Raw genomic sequence first — 17,185 nt, forward strand, 5'->3', positions numbered from 1 at the left:
CATGAAAAAACAAGATTTTTTTAAAATTGATGGCTCTGTTATCGGACTGCTTTCAATCTTTTTGGTCGCTATTGCGGCTTTCAGTATCGCCATGCCAGGGCACTTTTTTACCCAGAATACCTTTTTAAGTATTACCTTTCAGTTGCCAGAGCTGGGTCTTCTGACCTTCGCCATGTTTGTTCCGATGTTGAGTGGCGGGTTAAACCTCGCCATTATCAGCACCGCTAACTTGACTGGCTTGTTTATGGCTTGGGTATTTATCAATTACCTGCCTGTTGATGCAGGAACGGGCACGCAGCTAATGTGGTTGGTCTTTGCATTAATCGGTGCCACCGTTATCGCCGTTATTATTGGCTGCTTAACAGGGCTAATGATTTCCCATATTGGCGCTCATCCTATTTTGGTCACACTTGGTTCCATGACTATTATCAGCGGTATTGGTGTTTACCTTACCAAAGGTGCCGCACTCAGTGGGATGCCGCCAGTGGTTCGCGCCATTGGCTCTGACACCGTTTTCGGTATGCCGATCGCCATGATTATTTTCATTGTGACCGCGATTATTTTGGCTCTGTTTTTAGGTCGCACCCGCCTTGGTAAAAATATCTATATGAGCGGCAGCAACATCAATGCTACGTGGTTTAGCGGCGTGCGTACCGACCGAGTTATGATCGCGATTTACACCATTTCAAGCCTGCTGTGTGTGTTGGCAGGGCTGATCATGATGGCACGCTTTAACTCAGCCCGCATGGGATACGGGGATTCTTACTTACTGCTGACCATTTTAGCCATCGTATTGGGAGGCACAAACCCATTTGGCGGCGTCGGTAAAGTCAGCCGCGTCTTCTGCGCATTGCTCGTTCTGCAAGTCATTGCAACTGGTCTTAGCCTGTTGGGCGTCAGCCTGCACTTCAATCTCGCGGTTTGGGGCATTACGTTGATCCTCGCTCTCGCCTTCAAATTCTTTAAAGAAAAATGGAGCGCTAAGCGTGCAATGACACGCAATCAACGCCTCAATAAAGCATCCGTACAAAATTAACTTACAGGGAATAAAGATGACTATTTCACGAAAAAATCCGATTGGTATCTATGAAAAAGCCCTTCCAAAGCACAGTAGCTGGAGCGAAAAATTAGCTATCGCAAAAGCGGCAGGATTTGATTTTGTCGAGATGTCGGTTGATGAAACGGACGAGCGTTTAGCCCGTCTAGATTGGAGTTTGGAACAACGCTTAGAGTTAGTAGCTGCCATCCAAAAAACCCAGGTACGCATCCCAACGATGTGTCTATCGGGTCACCGTCGTTTTCCATTTGGTAGCCATGATGCAGATACCCGTCAAAAAGCCCGTGAATTAATGACAAAAGCCATTAAATTGGCTCAAGATCTGGGTATCCGTACCATTCAGTTGGCTGGCTACGATGTGTATTACGAAGAGCAAGATGAAGGCACCATTGCGCGCTTTGAAGAAGGCATGAAATGGGTCGCTGAAATTGCCGCAGCTTCTCAGGTGATGTGCGCCGTCGAAATCATGGATACGCCATTTATGAATTCGATCACGAAATGGCAAGCGCTTGCCGATAAAATTCGCTCACCGTGGTTCCAAGTTTATCCTGATGTCGGTAACTTAACCGCTTGGGGTAGTGATGTGGCTGCCGAGTTAACCAAAGGCATTGAAAATATTGTTGCTCTGCATCTGAAAGATACCTACGCCGTAACAGAAAGTTGCAAAGGTCAATTCCGTGATGTGCCATTCGGCGAAGGGTGCGTGGATTTTGTGGTACTGTTCAAACAGCTTAAGCAGCTCAATTATCGTGGCACCTTCTTAATTGAAATGTGGACGGAAAAAGCCGATGAACCGCTGATTGAGATCATCAAAGCGCGCCATTGGATTGAAGAAAAAATGCAGCAAGCGGGCTGGGAAAACTAAGGAGCTAACAATGAGCACATTTTTCATGGGTGTCGACCTTGGAGGCACCGTGATCAAAGCTGGGATCTACAGCCCTGAAGGGCAAGAACTGGTGGTTGCTGAGCACCCTTTTCCCACCGAAAGTCCACAAGCTGGGTTTAGTGAGCGTAATATGGAAACCCTGTGGCAAGTCACCTGCGGCGTTATCCGTGAAGCTATCGCCAAAAGCCAGTTGTCTGCATCACAAATCGCAGGCGTCAGCTTTTCCTCCCACGGCAAAGGGCTATATTTACTGGATAAACACGGAAAACCCGTCAGAAACGGCATTGTTTCTTCGGATTCCCGCGCACAAGCGATTGTCGATCAATGGCACCAAAATGGCACCGCAGAGCAAGCATATCCCCTAAGCTTGCAGCAACTTTGGGCATCACACCCCGTTGCCTTGCTAAATTGGTTAAAACAATATGAGCCAGACAGCTATCGCGATGGTCGTTATGTTTTAATGGTTCACGACTATATTCGTTATCGATTAACTGACCAGCTCACTTGCGAAGAGACCAATATTTCAGGCAGCCAACTCTATAACCCAACAACCTCCAGTTACGATCCTAAACTCTGTGAATTGTTTGGTATTGAAGAGGCTAACGACAAACTCGCCCCCGTGATTAACTCCGCACAGTCAGCGGGCTGCGTCACGACTCATGCCGCAAAAGAGTGTGGTCTTAAAGAAGGAACGCCAGTATTTGGTGGGTTCTTCGATGTGGTGGGAGCCGCGCTGTCATCGGGTGTCAGCCAGAAAGATAAGCTCAGTGCCGTCGCTGGAACCTGGACTATCTCCACGCGTGTTTTTGATAAAATCATGCCTGCCGATTACCCTTATGTGTGGGGAAAATACTGTATTCCAGGCACCTATTTTGTTCATGAAGGCAGTCCAACCTCAGCCAGTAACCTCGCTTGGTTCACACGACACTTTTTCGATCAACGCTTGCAAGATTACAAAGTACTCAATGCTTGCGTTGCAGAAGGAGCCACACGGCAAAACGATATTCTATTTTTCCCTTGGTTATATGGTTCTAACTACCACAGTAACTTGCATGGCGGGCTACTTGGGTTAAGCTCCCATCATACTGAAGGGGATATTGCCTACGCCATTTATCAGGGAATTGTGTTTTCTCATTTGCTGCATCAAGACCGTATTGTTGGCATTGATGACTGCACTCAGGCTATTCGCTTTACTGGCGGTCCAACCAATTCGGCGTTATGGATGCAAATGTTCTGTGATGCCAGTAATTTGCCTCTTGAAGTGGTGGATGTTCAGCAGTCAGGCTGCCAAGCCGCCGCACTGTGTGCCGCAGTCGGCTCTGGATATTATTCAGGGTTTGATACCGCGATTGCATCAAGCACACCGAAAATCACCGCGTATCAACCTAACCTTATAGCTCATCAGCAGCTACGGGATAAGTTCGTCCGCTTTAAAGCGGTAGCAGATGCGTTGAGTTGCTAACCATAATTGCCTCCCTTAACGTTCATCAAAAGGGAGGCATAACCTATACCCCTCACCAATTATCCCTCTCATTTTAGATATATTTATCTAATAACCAGACTTTAAATATTTATTTTTTAACATTTTATTAACCAGATTTTTTGGCTTAAAAACCAATCAAATGTTAAATTCTAAAATAAATAAAATTTTTCCCAACTAATTAATATGAGCAAATTATCATCAAAATAAAAAAATACATTCGCTCTTTATATGAAAAATGAAAATGCAAAAAATCAGCATAAATAAAATCATTACACTTAGTAGTGTTAATAATTACATTTATACATGGATAATTAACAACCGAATACTCTCAAGAATGATGTGGGATTTATTTAGATTAAGGATTGGAAGCAAAAAAAATTATCAAATAAATAATTAACCTATTATGCCAAGAAAATCACAGTAAAAATAAAAAATCATATTTTTCATATTGATATAAATAAAAATGCGTATAGAGCAAAAAAGAATCATCTATAACACTATCAGTAAATATACGGTGCAACTAAACGTAAATTAATTGTATGCAAATCCATCAGGTGATTATAAAATAGCTAAAAAATTTAACTTAACTTTTATTTTTTACGATAAAAACGAAATCAAACTTAATCTAAATTCAGCATAATCAACTGATATTAATTATTTGGCACTTCCTTAATTTGGGCTCTGAAATATTTAACTTATCTGAAATTTAGATATTTACACCTGTACACTTTTACTGACATTCACAATTAAAATTGTCTATTTCTGCTATTGATAAAATAATCCAAATTGCGACAAACCCCCAACAACACTGACCAGATCAAATAACCCACTCAAACTTTTCACTCAATTTTATTAACAAATACTTTCGATACTTAACAATTTCAAAATATATGATAAGATCATCATCTCAATTTGAAATTATTTACTATATAAAAAACAAGATTGTTATTGAGGTTATAGATGAAAATCTCGAGAAGAAAACTATTATTAGGGGTTGGTGCTGCTGGTGTTATTGCTGGGGGCGCAGCTGTTGTCCCTATGATCCGCAGAGAAGGTCGTTTTGAATCTACGCCATCACGCGTACCTGCAGTCGCGGGTACCGAAGGTAAATTACCAGCATCTGCTGATGCGGTTGTTATCGGTGCTGGTCTGCAAGGCATCATGACTGCGATTAACCTGAAAGAGCGCGGCTTAAACGTTGTTATCTGTGAAAAAGGCGTTGTTGGCGGCGAGCAATCTGGTCGCGCATACAGCCAGATCATCAGCTATAAAACCTCCCCAGCTATTTTCCCATTACACCACTACGGAAAAATTCAATGGCTCGGCATGAACGAAAAAATCGGTGCTGATACCAGCTACCGTGTTCAAGGTCGTGTTGAAGTTCCTTCAAGCGAAGAAGATCTGGAAGTTGCAAGAGCGTGGATCAAATCTGCGTCTGAAAACCCAGGTTTCGATACCCCGCTGAGAACCCGTATGATCGAAGGTCAAGAACTGGCTAATCGTCTGGTTGGTGCTCAATCTCCATGGAAAATTGGTGGTTTTGAAGAAGATTCTGGTAGCCTTGACCCGGAAACTGTTACCCCAGCAATGGCTAACTACGCAAAATCAATTGGTATTCCAATCTACCTGAATTGCGCAGTTCGTGGCTTAGAAACCGCAGGCGGTAAAATTTCTGATGTTGTCACTGAAAAAGGTGCAATCAAAACCTCTCAAGTCGTTCTGACTGGTGGTATCTGGTCACGTCTGTTCATGGGTAACTTAGGTGTTGATGTCCCTACTCTGAACGTTTACCTGTCTCAACAGCGTATTACTGGCGTTCCAGGCGCACCAAAAGGTAACGTCCACCTGCCAAACGGTATCCACTTCCGTGAACAAGCAGACGGTACTTACGCGGTTGCACCACGTATCTTCACCAGCTCTATCGTGAAAGACAGCTTCCTGTTAGGACCTCGCTTCCTGCACGTATTAGGCGGCGGTGAATTACCATTAGAATTCTCTATCGGTAAAGACCTGTTCAACTCATTCACTATGGCAACTTCTTGGAACTTAGACGAGAAGACTCCATTCGAAGAGTTCCGTACAGCAACTAACACGCCAAACAACGACCACTTAGATGGCGTTCTTGAGCGTCTAAGAAAAGAATTCCCAGTATTTAAAGAATCTAAAGTTGTTGAACGTTGGGGCGGCACCGTTTCTCCAACTGATGACGAGATTCCAATCATTTCTAAAGTTGAACAATACCCAGGCCTGGTTATCAATACCGCGACTGGTTGGGGTATGACTGAAAGCCCGGCGGCGGGTCGATTAACTGCTGAATTGTTAATGGACGAGAAGACATTTATCGATCCAACGCCTTATAAACTGTCTCGTTTTAACTAATTAAAACGAAACACAATTAGATGGAACCTATCGAGCCCCTCACGGTCTTAATAGGTTCCTACTTTCATATATAAAGGAGTTATTATGCGCTACAAAACTTTACTGCTTTCCTTACCTTTAGTTTTAGGTGTAGCAACTGCAAACGCAGCAGACGATGTGAAACGTGTTCCAGTTAAAGGTTTCCCAATCGCTGAATCAGTAGAAATCAGCGCGAACAACAGCCTCATCTTCCTGAGCGGGAAAGTTCCTTCTAAAATCTCTAAAGATGCTCCAGAAGGCGTTTTAGAGTCTTACGGTAACACTGAAGTACAAACAATCAACGTTCTGAAACAAATTCAAGCGACTCTGGGTGAAATGGGTCTGACTATGAATGACGTTGTTAAAATGCAAGTTTTCTTAGTTGGTGGTGATGAAACTAAAGGAACTATGGACTTCGCTGGCTTCATGGCTGGCTACAACAAGTTCTATGAAACTGAAAAAGTGACCAATCTGCCAGCTCGTTCTACCTTCCAAGTCGCTAAACTGGCTAACCCAGCTTGGAGAGTGGAAATTGAAGTAACCGCAGTTCGCCCAGCAGCTAAAAAATAATTTTTAACTGACAACGAATGCTTAAAACGGCCGACTATTTATTTCCGCTTTGGCTTGGAAGTAAACATTAGCGGCCGTTTTTGTTTTCCTTCTCTTTGTCTCCCTTCTCTTTTATTGCCATCCACATTACTATTGTTCTTCCTTGATAAATACTTGCATCGTATTCACTCCATATTTGAATACACTGAAACACCGGTAGGAAGACCATGATTAAAGAATCTCTGAAAATCCACGGTAAAAAGCAGTTTGAAATCAAACAGCAAGTCTTTTTCCCTCGAAAATCAAAAGAGATCCGCTACCAAGTTGAAACCTTCTTTTTTCTTCCGGCATCAATGCAAGTTAACCCCGATCTCTACACCCCTTCAAATCTTCAGCGCAGCTTAAAAAACTATATCCGGCTGCGAGCCCCTACGGTGCAGCTCTCTTCTATTCCCGCTGTAGGTGGGTTAGTCGATGAATTGAAAAGCTGGTTGAAACGGTTAGATCCTGAATTACCGCCAACATTAGATGAATATGAAAACCATCTAAAACGCTTTGCACTCACCTTTAAGCGCAGCGTGCGGTTAACCCTAAAGATGGTCGCTCAAAACTCACAACGGCAAACTGAAGAGTATATAACGGGGGTGTTGGCAGACATTGAGCATGGGCTCAAACGCTATCGAGAACTCAGCGCCTATGCAGCACCAATTGAAAAGGTCATTAAATCCAACGCTTTCGCCTATTGCGATGAGTTTATGTCCCATTACACCTTGTTTTACTTACAAGATTTATTAAAAGACAAACAACTTCCTCTACGCGATGAAATTCGCCATCTGTGGTATCAAGAAATGCGTTACTTGAAAAAGCTAGCACCAGATAGCTTTCCACACGATGAAAACGACGCGGAAATGGTCACCTACCGCCGCAATTTACTGAAAAAATATATTAACCGCTACCTCTACTTAGAGATCCGCCACAAACGAGGTCTCCCGCTACTTTTACACTCTATTTATGGTATTGCAGCCGCAATTTCGATGGTTTTCGCTACATTTATTGCCTTTATGTGGCAAGGTAAATACGGTGCGCTCAGCGCTAATTTATTCTTAGCGATGGTGATTGGTTATATCTTTAAAGATCGCTTAAAAGAAATTGGACGAGAACAGCTATATCGGTTATTTCAACGCTGGATCCCTGATCGTCAATTGCGTATTTATCGGGAAGGGGTAAAAGAGCCCGTTGGGGTTTGTAAGGAGTCATTCCGCTTTCTAAAAGAAAGTACCCTATCCCCTGATATTCATGAAATGCGCCAAAAATCCCACTGGGTGAATTTGGTCAATGTGCAGCGCGTGGAAGATATTCTGTATTACCGCAAGGATGTCACCTTGCACAGCAATTCTGCGGCCTTTATGCAGACTCAATCGTCTATTGTGGATATTACGCGGGTTAATATTTCAGACTTTTTGAAATATCTCGATATTAGCTATGAAGAGTTGATGGTTAATGATGATGAACCCGTAATTATCGGTGAAAAGGTTTACCATATTTATCTATGCCGCCGCGTCATCATGAATAAGAAAGCCTACAATGAATTAGCGCGTTTAGTGGTGAATGCTGATGGCATCAAACGCCTTGAGATCCTTCAGCCACTGGATGAGCTCGACAGCGACGAAGATATTACGATCCCACCGCAATAACACACCGCTCCAATATCATCTATTGGAGCGGATAAAATCAGTAATACAGCGCGATCCGTTGTCCATCCAGTTCTTTGACTTCCAGCGGCGTATCGAAAATTTCCTCTAAAATCTCGGATTTCATGATCTCTTGAGGCTCGCCATGATAAGACAAACGCCCATTTCGCAGCGCCACAATATAGTCTGAATACACAGAAGCAAAATTAATATCGTGGATAACCAGAATGATGGTTTTGCCTAGCTCATCCGCCGCACGGCGCAGTAATTTCATCATGATCACCGCGTGCTTCATATCCAAGTTATTCAGTGGCTCATCCAACAGCACATATTCGGTATCTTGGCATAACACCATCGCCACATACGCACGCTGACGCTGACCGCCCGAAAGCTCATCAAGATAACGATGGCGAAACTCAGTTAAGTTCAAAAATGCCAAGGACTCGTCGATTTTCTGTTTATCATCCAGTGTTAAGCGCCCTTTGGTATAAGGATAGCGCCCGAAACCAACCAGCTCTTCCACCGTTAAACGGCTAGCAAATTGGTTTTCTTGGCGAAGTACCGATAAGCAGGTTGCGAGCTGGTCGCTTGGTGTAGTCGAGACATCCAAGTTATTCACTTTGACATAACCGTGATCCGCCGATAATAGCCGGCCAATAATCGACAACAGCGTTGATTTCCCTGCACCATTTGGACCGATGATTGAAGTGACACCGCTATTTTTAATATTGGCTGTAACGTTATCTAAGACCTTAGTATCTTGATAACTTTTCGATACCTGATGAATTTCAATCATACTAAAACCTTCTTAACACCATATAAATAAAGAATATTCCACCGACAAACTCGAGTACCACAGATAAGGTACCCGCTTTATTCAATCCATATTCAAGAACCAACTGTCCGCCCACTAATGCAATCACACCGAGTAGGAAAGAAACTGGCAATAAATAGCGATGCTGGCTGCTTCCTGCGATGTAGTAAGCCAAGTTAGCTACCATCAAGCCGAGGAACGTGAGCGGCCCCACCAGCGCTGTGGAAATTGCCACTAGGACAGAAATCAGTAATAAGATTACGGTGACTTGCTGACGGTAGTTAATCCCTAAGTTCACCGCATTGGCTTGTCCCAGTGCTAGCACGTCGAAACAGTAGCGCATACGCCAAAGCAAAACGCCTACAATCACGGTGATCACCAACGTGAATAGAATCAGCTCCGGCGTTCCTTTAGTGAAAGTCGCGAACATCCGGCTTTGCAAAATGGAAAACTCATTCGGATCCATCAAGCGTTGCAGCAAAGTCGCCACACTGCGAAACAGTGTTCCGAGGATAATTCCCACCATCAACACTAAGTTGATATTCATTTTGACGGAGATAAACAGCCAGCGGTACAACAATACAGAGAAAATCACCAGCAGGGAGGATTCCAGCAAAAACTTACCAATATTCAACAACCATGATGCGGGAAAACTATCGGTATAAAACACAAAGATAGTTTGCAGCAGGATGAACAATGCCTCTAACCCCATAATGGATGGCGTCAGAATTTTGTTATTGGCGATAGTTTGAAACAGAACCGTCGATACCCCAGACCCAAATGCCACAATGATCATCGTCAGCACGATATAACCACGATGAGGCAGAATGTACGCGAGATTACTGCCCAAATTAATGGTCATATACAAAATTATAGACAGCACTGACAGCGCAGCCAACAAACCGATGCGCTGGATTGGCGTAAACGTTCTTTTCACTGGCAAACTTAATGAATTAACTTTTTCCATAACGCTGATGCTTTAACAAGAGATAAAGGAAAATAACCGCGCCTACGACACCTAAAATGACACTCGCAGGAATTTCAAACGGATAACGAATTAAGCGACCAATAATGTCACACAGCAGCACTAAGCCGCCGCCCGCTAAACAGATCCACGGGATAGTTTTACGAATATTGTCCCCCATCATCAAGCTAATCAGATTCGGGACAATCAATCCTAAGAACGGCAGTGCGCCGACAACGACCACCACCACACCGCTGATTAAGGCGATGATAGATAACCCTATGGTCATCACTTTCTGGTAATTCAAGCCGACGTTAACGGAAAACTCACGCCCCATCCCTGCCACTGTAAAGCTATCAGCAATTAAACAGGCTGCCAGTGTTAAGCCGCCCACCAGCCAAAGTAGCTCATAGCGACCTTGTAAAATGCTAGAGAAATCGCCGCTCATCCAAGCACCGAGTGATTGAAGCAGGTCGAAATAGTAGGCGGTAAAAATGGTAAGCGCACTGATTACGGCCCCTAGCATGATACCGACTAACGGCACTATCAGAGCGGACTTCAAAATGATCCGGCGTAAAATCAGCATAAATAGCGCTGTACCTAGCAGTGCAAATCCGCTCGCCACCACCATTTTGGTCATGATAGAAGCCGTTGGATACAGGATCATCACGAACAGTAAGCCAAGGCTGGCAGATTGTGTGGTACCCGCAAGGGAAGGTTCGATAAAACGGTTTTGGGTGAGTAGCTGCATAATCAGCCCCGCGACGCTCATGGCGCTTCCTGCAAGGATCAGGGCGGCGGTGCGAGGGATACGGCTCACGAAAAAGATATCTTGCATCTCGGGGTCGGTGAAAAGCGAAACGGGTGACACGTCACCCGCTCCAATAAACAAGCTTAATACCGCTAATACCAATAACGCGAGAATACCAAAAGAGAGATAAAGCGTTTTCATTGATTAATTCGTTTTTTTCTTCTCTAAAGCTTTGTTTACATCATCCATTAATTGGGAATAAGTTTGGATACCACCAGCGATATAAACCGCTGAAGAATCTAAATAAGCCACTTGGCCTTTTTCCCATGCAGAGGTTTTTCTGACTAAAGCATTGTCTAACACGTCTGCCGCAGGTTGTGCATCTTTCGCACCAATCGCGCCATCACGGTCGATAACAAATAACCAGTCTGGATTCAGTTTTAATAACAGCTCTGAGTTTACGATATTACCGTGACGACCAGTATCTTCCGTGAAGACATAAGCAGGTTCGAAACCTAATACATCAAAGATAAAGCCAAAACGAGAACCTGGACCGTAAGCAGAAATTTTACCGCCGCTCACTAAGATCACCATCGCTTTGCCCGCATCAGGGGTTTTGCCTTTAATATCATTAATTTTGTTTTTGAAGTCAGAAACGAGTTTATTCGCTTGTTCTTCTTTACCAAATAAAGAACCTAACAGCGCCGTACGCTCCATCAGGCTATCAATGAAACGTTTGTTATCAATGTCTAGAGAAATCGTTGGTGCGATACCGCTTAATTTGTCATAAGCATCGCGAGCACGGCTACCACCTAAAATCACATCCGGTTTTGCACTGCTAATAGTTTCATAAGCCGGCTCAAATAAGCTCCCGCCATTAACATATTCTGAGGTGCTATATTTCTCTAAAAACTGCGGAAAATGGGCGTTAGTTTGTGGAACACCAATCACCGGAATACCCAGCGCATCGATGATGTCTAAGGTTTCCATGTTCATCACAAACGCACGTTGTGGATGGCTAGGAATTTCAGTTTTGCCTTGAGCATGTTCAACGACAATCGTTTGTTTTTCAGCTGCTTTTTCTGTTGCTGGCTGCTCGGTCGTTGGCGCTGCTGTTTGTGTTTGCTTAGCGTCATCACAACCCGCTAACGCAACAACGGATAATAAGGCAAACCCTGAAACTAATGATTTTGCGAACATCTAAATTCCTCCACCTTTCAATGTGATTATCGTTAGTCACGTCATTCATGACCCGAAGATGGCGGTTATCTTACATGAAACATAGCGCTAATGATATTAGTTTGCATTTGCATTTCGCAAAATAATGATACATCGCACAAAAACACACATTGCCTATATTTAAAGCAACTTACTGATATCTGATTTTGATTAAGGAGAAAATAGATGGCTCAAGCCTGGTGGAAATCTGCGGTGGTATACCAAATCTACCCCAAAAGCTTCTATGACCATAATGGCGACGGTATTGGCGATCTCTCTGGTATTACCGCCAAGCTAGACTACATTCAATCTTTGGGTGTAAACGTGATTTGGCTATGTCCAATTTTTGAATCGCCGATGAAAGATAATGGCTATGACATCGCCAACTATGACAGGGTCGATCCAGTTTTTGGTAGCAACGACGATCTTGATATATTGATCAGCCAAGCTTCACAGCGTGGTATTAAAATCCTACTGGACTTAGTGCTTAACCACAGCTCAAACCAGCACCCTTGGTTCGAAGCTGCCCTTGCTGATCCCAATAGCCCTTATGCTGACTATTACCAATTTATTGAATGGGATAAACCCACTCCACCGAACAATTTACGTACCTACTTTGATTGCCCGGTGTGGACTCAGGTTCCAGATAGCACTCGCTGGTACTTCAACTCTTTCGGACCCGAGCAACCGGATCTTAATTGGGAAAACCCACAATTACGCCAAGAAATTATCCAAATGATCAATCGTTGGATAGCCAAAGGCGTTGCAGGATTCCGCATTGATGCTATCGGCAATATTAAAAAATCCCCTGAAGCCCTCTCGCCTTACCAATTCCCTCCCGATCGGGAAGATGGCACCGCGTCTTTAGTTCCTTGGGTGGTTAACCAACCAGGCATCCATGAATTTTTAAAGGAGCTCGCCAGCCAAACCTTCCATCCTGCGAACTCAATGACGGTGGCTGAAATCGATGTTCCACCGCAAGATCTTGCTGACTATATCGGGGAAGATGGGACATTTTCCATGGTGTTTGATTTCAGTATTGCGGATCTCGACATTACCAAACAGCCCCCGTTCGCCATAGATCCAATCACAGGCGAACGTTTGAAGCCTGTTTTTCTAAAAAGCCAACTCACGACCCAGCAAGTGGGTTGGAGCGCACCTTATTTAGAAAATCATGACCAACCGCGCTCACTGAACAAATTCTTACCGAAAGGCGACATCTCCCCTGTCGCCGAAAAAATGTTGGCAATGTTTTTATTGACTCAGCGCGGTACGCCGTTTATTTATCAAGGGCAAGAAATTGGCATGACGAACTGCCCAATGACGCTCGACGAACATCACGATTTGCATCTTTTTAAACTCTACCAATGGGGTCAAAATCACGGGTACTCTCACACCACCATGATGAACTATTTTACCCAGCGTAGCCGTGACAATGCGCGAACGCCATTTCAATGGAATAGCCAACGCCATGGCGGATTTACAACAGGAACGCCATGGTTGAAAGTTAATCCTAACCACCGAGAAGTTAATACCGCCACCCAACAGCAGCAACCCGATTCACTTTTCGCGTTTTACCAACAATTGATTACCCTGCGCCGCCATTCTCCAATTAGCGATATCTTGGTTGAAGGCGAATTCTCAGAAATTAGCGCCCCTGAACCTGTTATTGCTTATCGGCGAACATTAGGTTCACGCGCCATCGATATTTACTGTAATTTCAGTGATAAACCGCAAACTATTAACCAACATTATCGCCAAATACATTTAAGCAATATCGCAAATACCCATGACGACAATATCCATAACGACAAGCAGCAAATTGCCCTACATCCTTATCAATCAATAATTTTTGAAGTAGAGAAAAGTGAATAACTCAATTAATCACTCTAAATAAGCGTAATTAAAGATAAATAATCACCCGATATTTCGATATCAATAATAATCGGGTGATATTGATTACATTACGCATTTAATTACGTTAAGTATTATTAATTGATAACTTAATAATACTATTCAAAAACAAACTAACACATTGTTAAATAACGAATTTAATAGATTTTAAAGCTAAATATGTGAAGCCTATCAAATACAAATTAAATAATTTAAGTAAAGTTTAAATTGCTCATTTCACTTTTCTTGAGGTTATTTATTTGCCAAATAAAAATCGCGAAGTTATTTCTCAAATAACTTCAGGGCGTCGTTCTGCTGAAATATCCTCCGCAGAAACCCAAGCAATTAAAAAGCGCACTGATGGCTTTGGCACTCTCATTCGAGACATAGATGGTTGGCTACTGGCAGAAGGCACCCATCTACGTCCCTACGAATGTCTTGGTGCCCACCCCGTCAACTTCGACGGTGTTGATGGGGTGACTTTTTCTTTATGGGCACCCAATGCCCAACAGGTTTCTGTCGTCGGTGAATTTAATCAATGGGATGGGCGCATTCACCCAATGACATTACGCCATGAAGTGGGCATTTGGGAGCGGTTTATTCCTGAGGCAAAAATCGGGCAAGCGTATAAATATGAATTACAAGATAGCCGAGGTTATATGCGGGTCAAAGCTGACCCTTACGCACTCAAAAGCGTGCTATTTCCTCATGTGGAATCAGTGATAACGGCCTTGCCAGACAACCAAACTCCGCCCCCCTCTGCCAACGCAAATTCGCCACTTTCTGCGCCAATCTCAATCTACGAAGTGCATTTAGGCTCTTGGCGCCGTCATCCACACAATAATGGCTGGCTCAGCTACCGACAACTGGCTGAACAGCTTATTCCTTATGTGGCAGAAATGGGGTTTACCCATCTGGAATTGCTCCCTATCAGCGAACACCCGTTTGATGGTTCTTGGGGCTACCAACCTATTGGGCTCTATTCCCCAACCTACCGTTTTGGTGGCGTTGAGGATTTTCTCTACTTGATTCAAACCGCCCACCAGTATCACCTCAAAGTGATCCTCGATTGGGTACCCGCCCATTTTCCTAATGATGAATATGGGTTAATCCAATTTGATGGTACCGCACTGTATGAATATGCGGATCCGCGCGAAGGCATCCATCAAAACTGGCATACCTTGATTTATAACTACAGCCGCTATGAAGTGGCAAACTTTTTGGCAGGTAATGCCCTATATTGGCTAGAACGCTTTGGTATCGATGGGTTACGTGTCGATGCGGTCAGCTCAATGATCTACCGCGATTACAGCCGCGAAGAAGGGGAATGGGTACCCAACAAATGGGGAGGCAAAGAGAACCTAGAAGCCCTCGATTTTCTGCGTTATACCAACCAAATTGTTCAACAGAATTGTCCCCATGCGTTAATGATAGCCGAAGAATCAACCGCCTTTCCCAATGTCACGGGCTCTGTTGAAAATCACGGTTTAGGTTTTGATTTCAAATGGGATTTAGGCTGGATGCACGACACTCTGCGCTATATGTCCCTTGACCCGATTTACCGTCAATATCATCACCAACAAATGACCTTCGGCATGTTTTACGCCCATAGCGAGCACTTCGTTTTACCCCTTTCTCATGATGAGGTGGTGCATGGCAAAGGGTCACTTCTGAGTAAAATGTCCGGCGATACATGGCAAAAATTCGCCAATTTACGGGCTTACTATGGATTCATGTGGGGACATCCCGGTAAAAAATTATTGTTTATGGGGGGAGAATTCGCCCAAGGGCGAGAATGGGATCACGACACAGGGCTAGATTGGTATTTACTGAATCCTGAATATGATGGCTGGCACACGGGTGTACAGCGCCTTGTACGCGATTTAAATCATTGTTATCAGCAGCAGCCCCCGCTGTACCAACTCGATTATTCCCCACAAGGCTTTGAATGGTTGGTGGTTGATGATCACCAAAACTCAGTATTCGCCTTTGTGCGTCGAGATACCCATAACCATGAAATTCTAGTGGTATCCAACTTCACCCCTGTTCCCCGCGAAAACTACCGCATTGGCGTTCACCAATCAGGTTGCTATCAAGAAATCATCAATACCGATTCTCACTATTATCGCGGCAGTAATGTGGGTAATCAGAGCGCAATATCCACCCAGCAAATAGCGGCTCACGGTAAAAATCACTCCCTAAATATTACGCTTCCCCCTTTGGCTACCCTGTATTTGAAACGGGAACGACCGAATGACACATTTTAATTTTCGGCAAGGTCATGCTCACCCACTTGGTAGCCACATGGACGAACAGGGCGTCAATTTTGCTATTTACAGCGAGCGTGCCGAACACATTGACCTGTGCGTGCTGGACTCACTCGGTGCTGAAATTCGTTACCCGCTTTATCGGGGAGATAACCATATTTGGCATGGTTATTTAATGGGCGCAAAAGCGGGTCTACATTATGGTTATCGAGCTAGAGGGAAATGGGAACCACAAGCAGGATTATATTTTGATGAAACTCACTTACTGATTGACCCTTACAGCCGCGAACTCACTGGTAAACAGCATCCTTATTCGGTCGTCAGCCATGAACCTTATGACTGGCAAGGAGATACCCCTCTTCATACTCCATGGTCAAAAACCGTGATTTATGAAGCTCATGTTCGCGGACTTACCAAGCAACATCCTGAAATTCCACCCGCTTTACGGGGAAGCTATGCTGCTATCGCACACCCTTGCATAACCCAGCATTTAACGCGACTTGGCGTGACGGCACTGGAGTTGCTCCCTGTGCAATTTCATCTGGATGAGCCGCGATTGCAGGCTAAAAATCTCACTAATTATTGGGGATATAACACGCTGGCACCGTTTGCGATTGAGCCTCAATATTGGTCTGGGCAAGCAGGTTCTACGCCGTTGAGTGAATTTCGCAATATGGTCAAAGCCTTACATCGTGCCGGCATTGAGGTTATCCTTGATATTGTGTTTAACCACACTGCCGAATTAGACTACTCAGGACCTTGCTTATCGTTTCGGGGATTAGATAACCCCACCTATTATTGGTTAAACGACAATGGCGAATATGCGGATTGGACAGGCTGCGGCAATACGCTGAAATTGTCTCACTCAGCAGTAAGCCAATGGGTGCTCGACTGCCTGCATTTTTGGGCGATTGAATGCCATGTTGATGGCTTTCGCTTTGATTTAGCCACAATATTAGGAAGAACGCCGAAATTTAATTCTCAGACTCCACTGCTTAAGGCTATCACCCAAGACTCGATTCTTGGGCAACGGAAGCTGATCGCTGAACCTTGGGATCTCGCCAACAACGGTTACCAATTAGGGCAATTTCCACCGCCTTTTGCCGAATGGAATGACCAATTTCGCAATGATTGCCGCCGTGCTGTTTTATATCGTGATATTCCTATCGGTACCTTGGCAAGCCGCTTAGCCGGTTCGCGGGATGACTTTTCACA

General features: G+C 44.1%; 12 protein-coding genes and 1 pseudogene. 9 read left to right on the top strand and 4 right to left on the bottom strand.

Annotated elements, in window-relative coordinates; all coding sequences use genetic code 11:
* Window position 1 precedes the first annotated feature (1 nt).
* From GKR71_RS04500 to GKR71_RS04525, 6 genes are all read left to right on the top strand, one after another.
* Window positions 2-1,036, top strand: coding sequence for an ABC transporter permease (locus tag GKR71_RS04500; protein ID WP_036949222.1), 1,035 nt, complete (start codon window positions 2-4; stop codon window positions 1,034-1,036).
* Between the two features lie 16 nt (window positions 1,037-1,052).
* Window positions 1,053-1,922: an L-ribulose-5-phosphate 3-epimerase gene (locus tag GKR71_RS04505; RefSeq protein WP_154609597.1), complete on the top strand. Its 870-nt coding sequence runs from the start codon at window positions 1,053-1,055 to the stop codon at window positions 1,920-1,922.
* Between the two features lie 10 nt (window positions 1,923-1,932).
* Complete coding sequence (locus GKR71_RS04510) at window positions 1,933-3,405, top strand: FGGY-family carbohydrate kinase (RefSeq protein ID WP_036949220.1); 1,473 nt, start codon at window positions 1,933-1,935, stop codon at window positions 3,403-3,405.
* 981 nt (window positions 3,406-4,386) lie between these two features.
* Entirely contained in the window at window positions 4,387-5,805 is a 1,419-nt protein-coding gene (locus GKR71_RS04515) for an NAD(P)/FAD-dependent oxidoreductase (RefSeq protein WP_036949218.1), read from the top strand.
* An 84-nt stretch (window positions 5,806-5,889) separates the two neighbouring features.
* Entirely contained in the window at window positions 5,890-6,393 is a 504-nt protein-coding gene (locus GKR71_RS04520; RefSeq protein ID WP_036949217.1) for a RidA family protein, read from the top strand.
* Between the two features lie 206 nt (window positions 6,394-6,599).
* Window positions 6,600-8,066, top strand: coding sequence for a hypothetical protein (locus tag GKR71_RS04525; RefSeq protein WP_154633984.1), 1,467 nt, complete (start codon window positions 6,600-6,602; stop codon window positions 8,064-8,066).
* A gap of 37 nt (window positions 8,067-8,103) precedes the next feature.
* Here the strand turns inward: GKR71_RS04525 and GKR71_RS04530 are convergent, their stop codons facing one another.
* The 4 genes from GKR71_RS04530 to GKR71_RS04545 are packed head-to-tail and all read right to left on the bottom strand — an operon-like array spanning window position 8,104 to window position 11,792.
* On the bottom strand, window positions 8,104-8,859 hold the full coding sequence (locus GKR71_RS04530; protein ID WP_036949215.1) for an iron ABC transporter ATP-binding protein: 756 nt from the start codon (window positions 8,857-8,859) through the stop codon (window positions 8,104-8,106).
* Between the two features lies 1 nt (window position 8,860).
* Window positions 8,861-9,844 carry an iron chelate uptake ABC transporter family permease subunit gene (locus tag GKR71_RS04535; RefSeq protein ID WP_036949214.1) on the bottom strand — a complete coding sequence of 328 codons (984 nt, stop codon included), beginning with the start codon at window positions 9,842-9,844 and terminating at the stop codon, window positions 8,861-8,863.
* A complete protein-coding gene (locus tag GKR71_RS04540; protein WP_036949213.1) occupies window positions 9,831-10,793 on the bottom strand; it encodes an ABC transporter permease in 963 nt (320 codons plus the stop codon). Before GKR71_RS04540 ends, GKR71_RS04535 begins: the two co-directional genes overlap by 14 nt.
* 3 nt (window positions 10,794-10,796) lie before the next feature.
* Complete coding sequence (locus GKR71_RS04545) at window positions 10,797-11,792, bottom strand: siderophore ABC transporter substrate-binding protein (RefSeq protein WP_036949212.1); 996 nt, start codon at window positions 11,790-11,792, stop codon at window positions 10,797-10,799.
* Window positions 11,793-11,996: 204 nt separating this feature from the next.
* Here GKR71_RS04545 and GKR71_RS04550 point away from each other — a divergent pair, with 204 nt between their 5' ends.
* The 3 genes and pseudogenes from GKR71_RS04550 to GKR71_RS04560 form a co-directional block, all read left to right on the top strand.
* The gene (locus tag GKR71_RS04550) at window positions 11,997-13,685 is read left to right on the top strand and encodes a glycoside hydrolase family 13 protein (protein ID WP_154633985.1); all 1,689 of its coding nucleotides are present in this window, start codon (window positions 11,997-11,999) and stop codon (window positions 13,683-13,685) included.
* A gap of 380 nt (window positions 13,686-14,065) precedes the next feature.
* Window positions 14,066-15,970, top strand: a pseudogene (gene glgB, locus GKR71_RS04555) (1,4-alpha-glucan branching protein GlgB); the annotation flags it as partial.
* A partial coding sequence (locus tag GKR71_RS04560; protein ID WP_255454058.1) for an alpha-amylase family glycosyl hydrolase occupies window positions 15,957-17,185 on the top strand: 1,229 nt, incomplete at its 3' end. The pseudogene glgB and the gene GKR71_RS04560, both read left to right, overlap by 14 nt.

It is taken from the genome of Providencia sp. wls1922, assembly GCF_009706505.1.
Classification (GTDB): Bacteria; Pseudomonadota; Gammaproteobacteria; order Enterobacterales; family Enterobacteriaceae; genus Providencia; species Providencia lanzhouensis.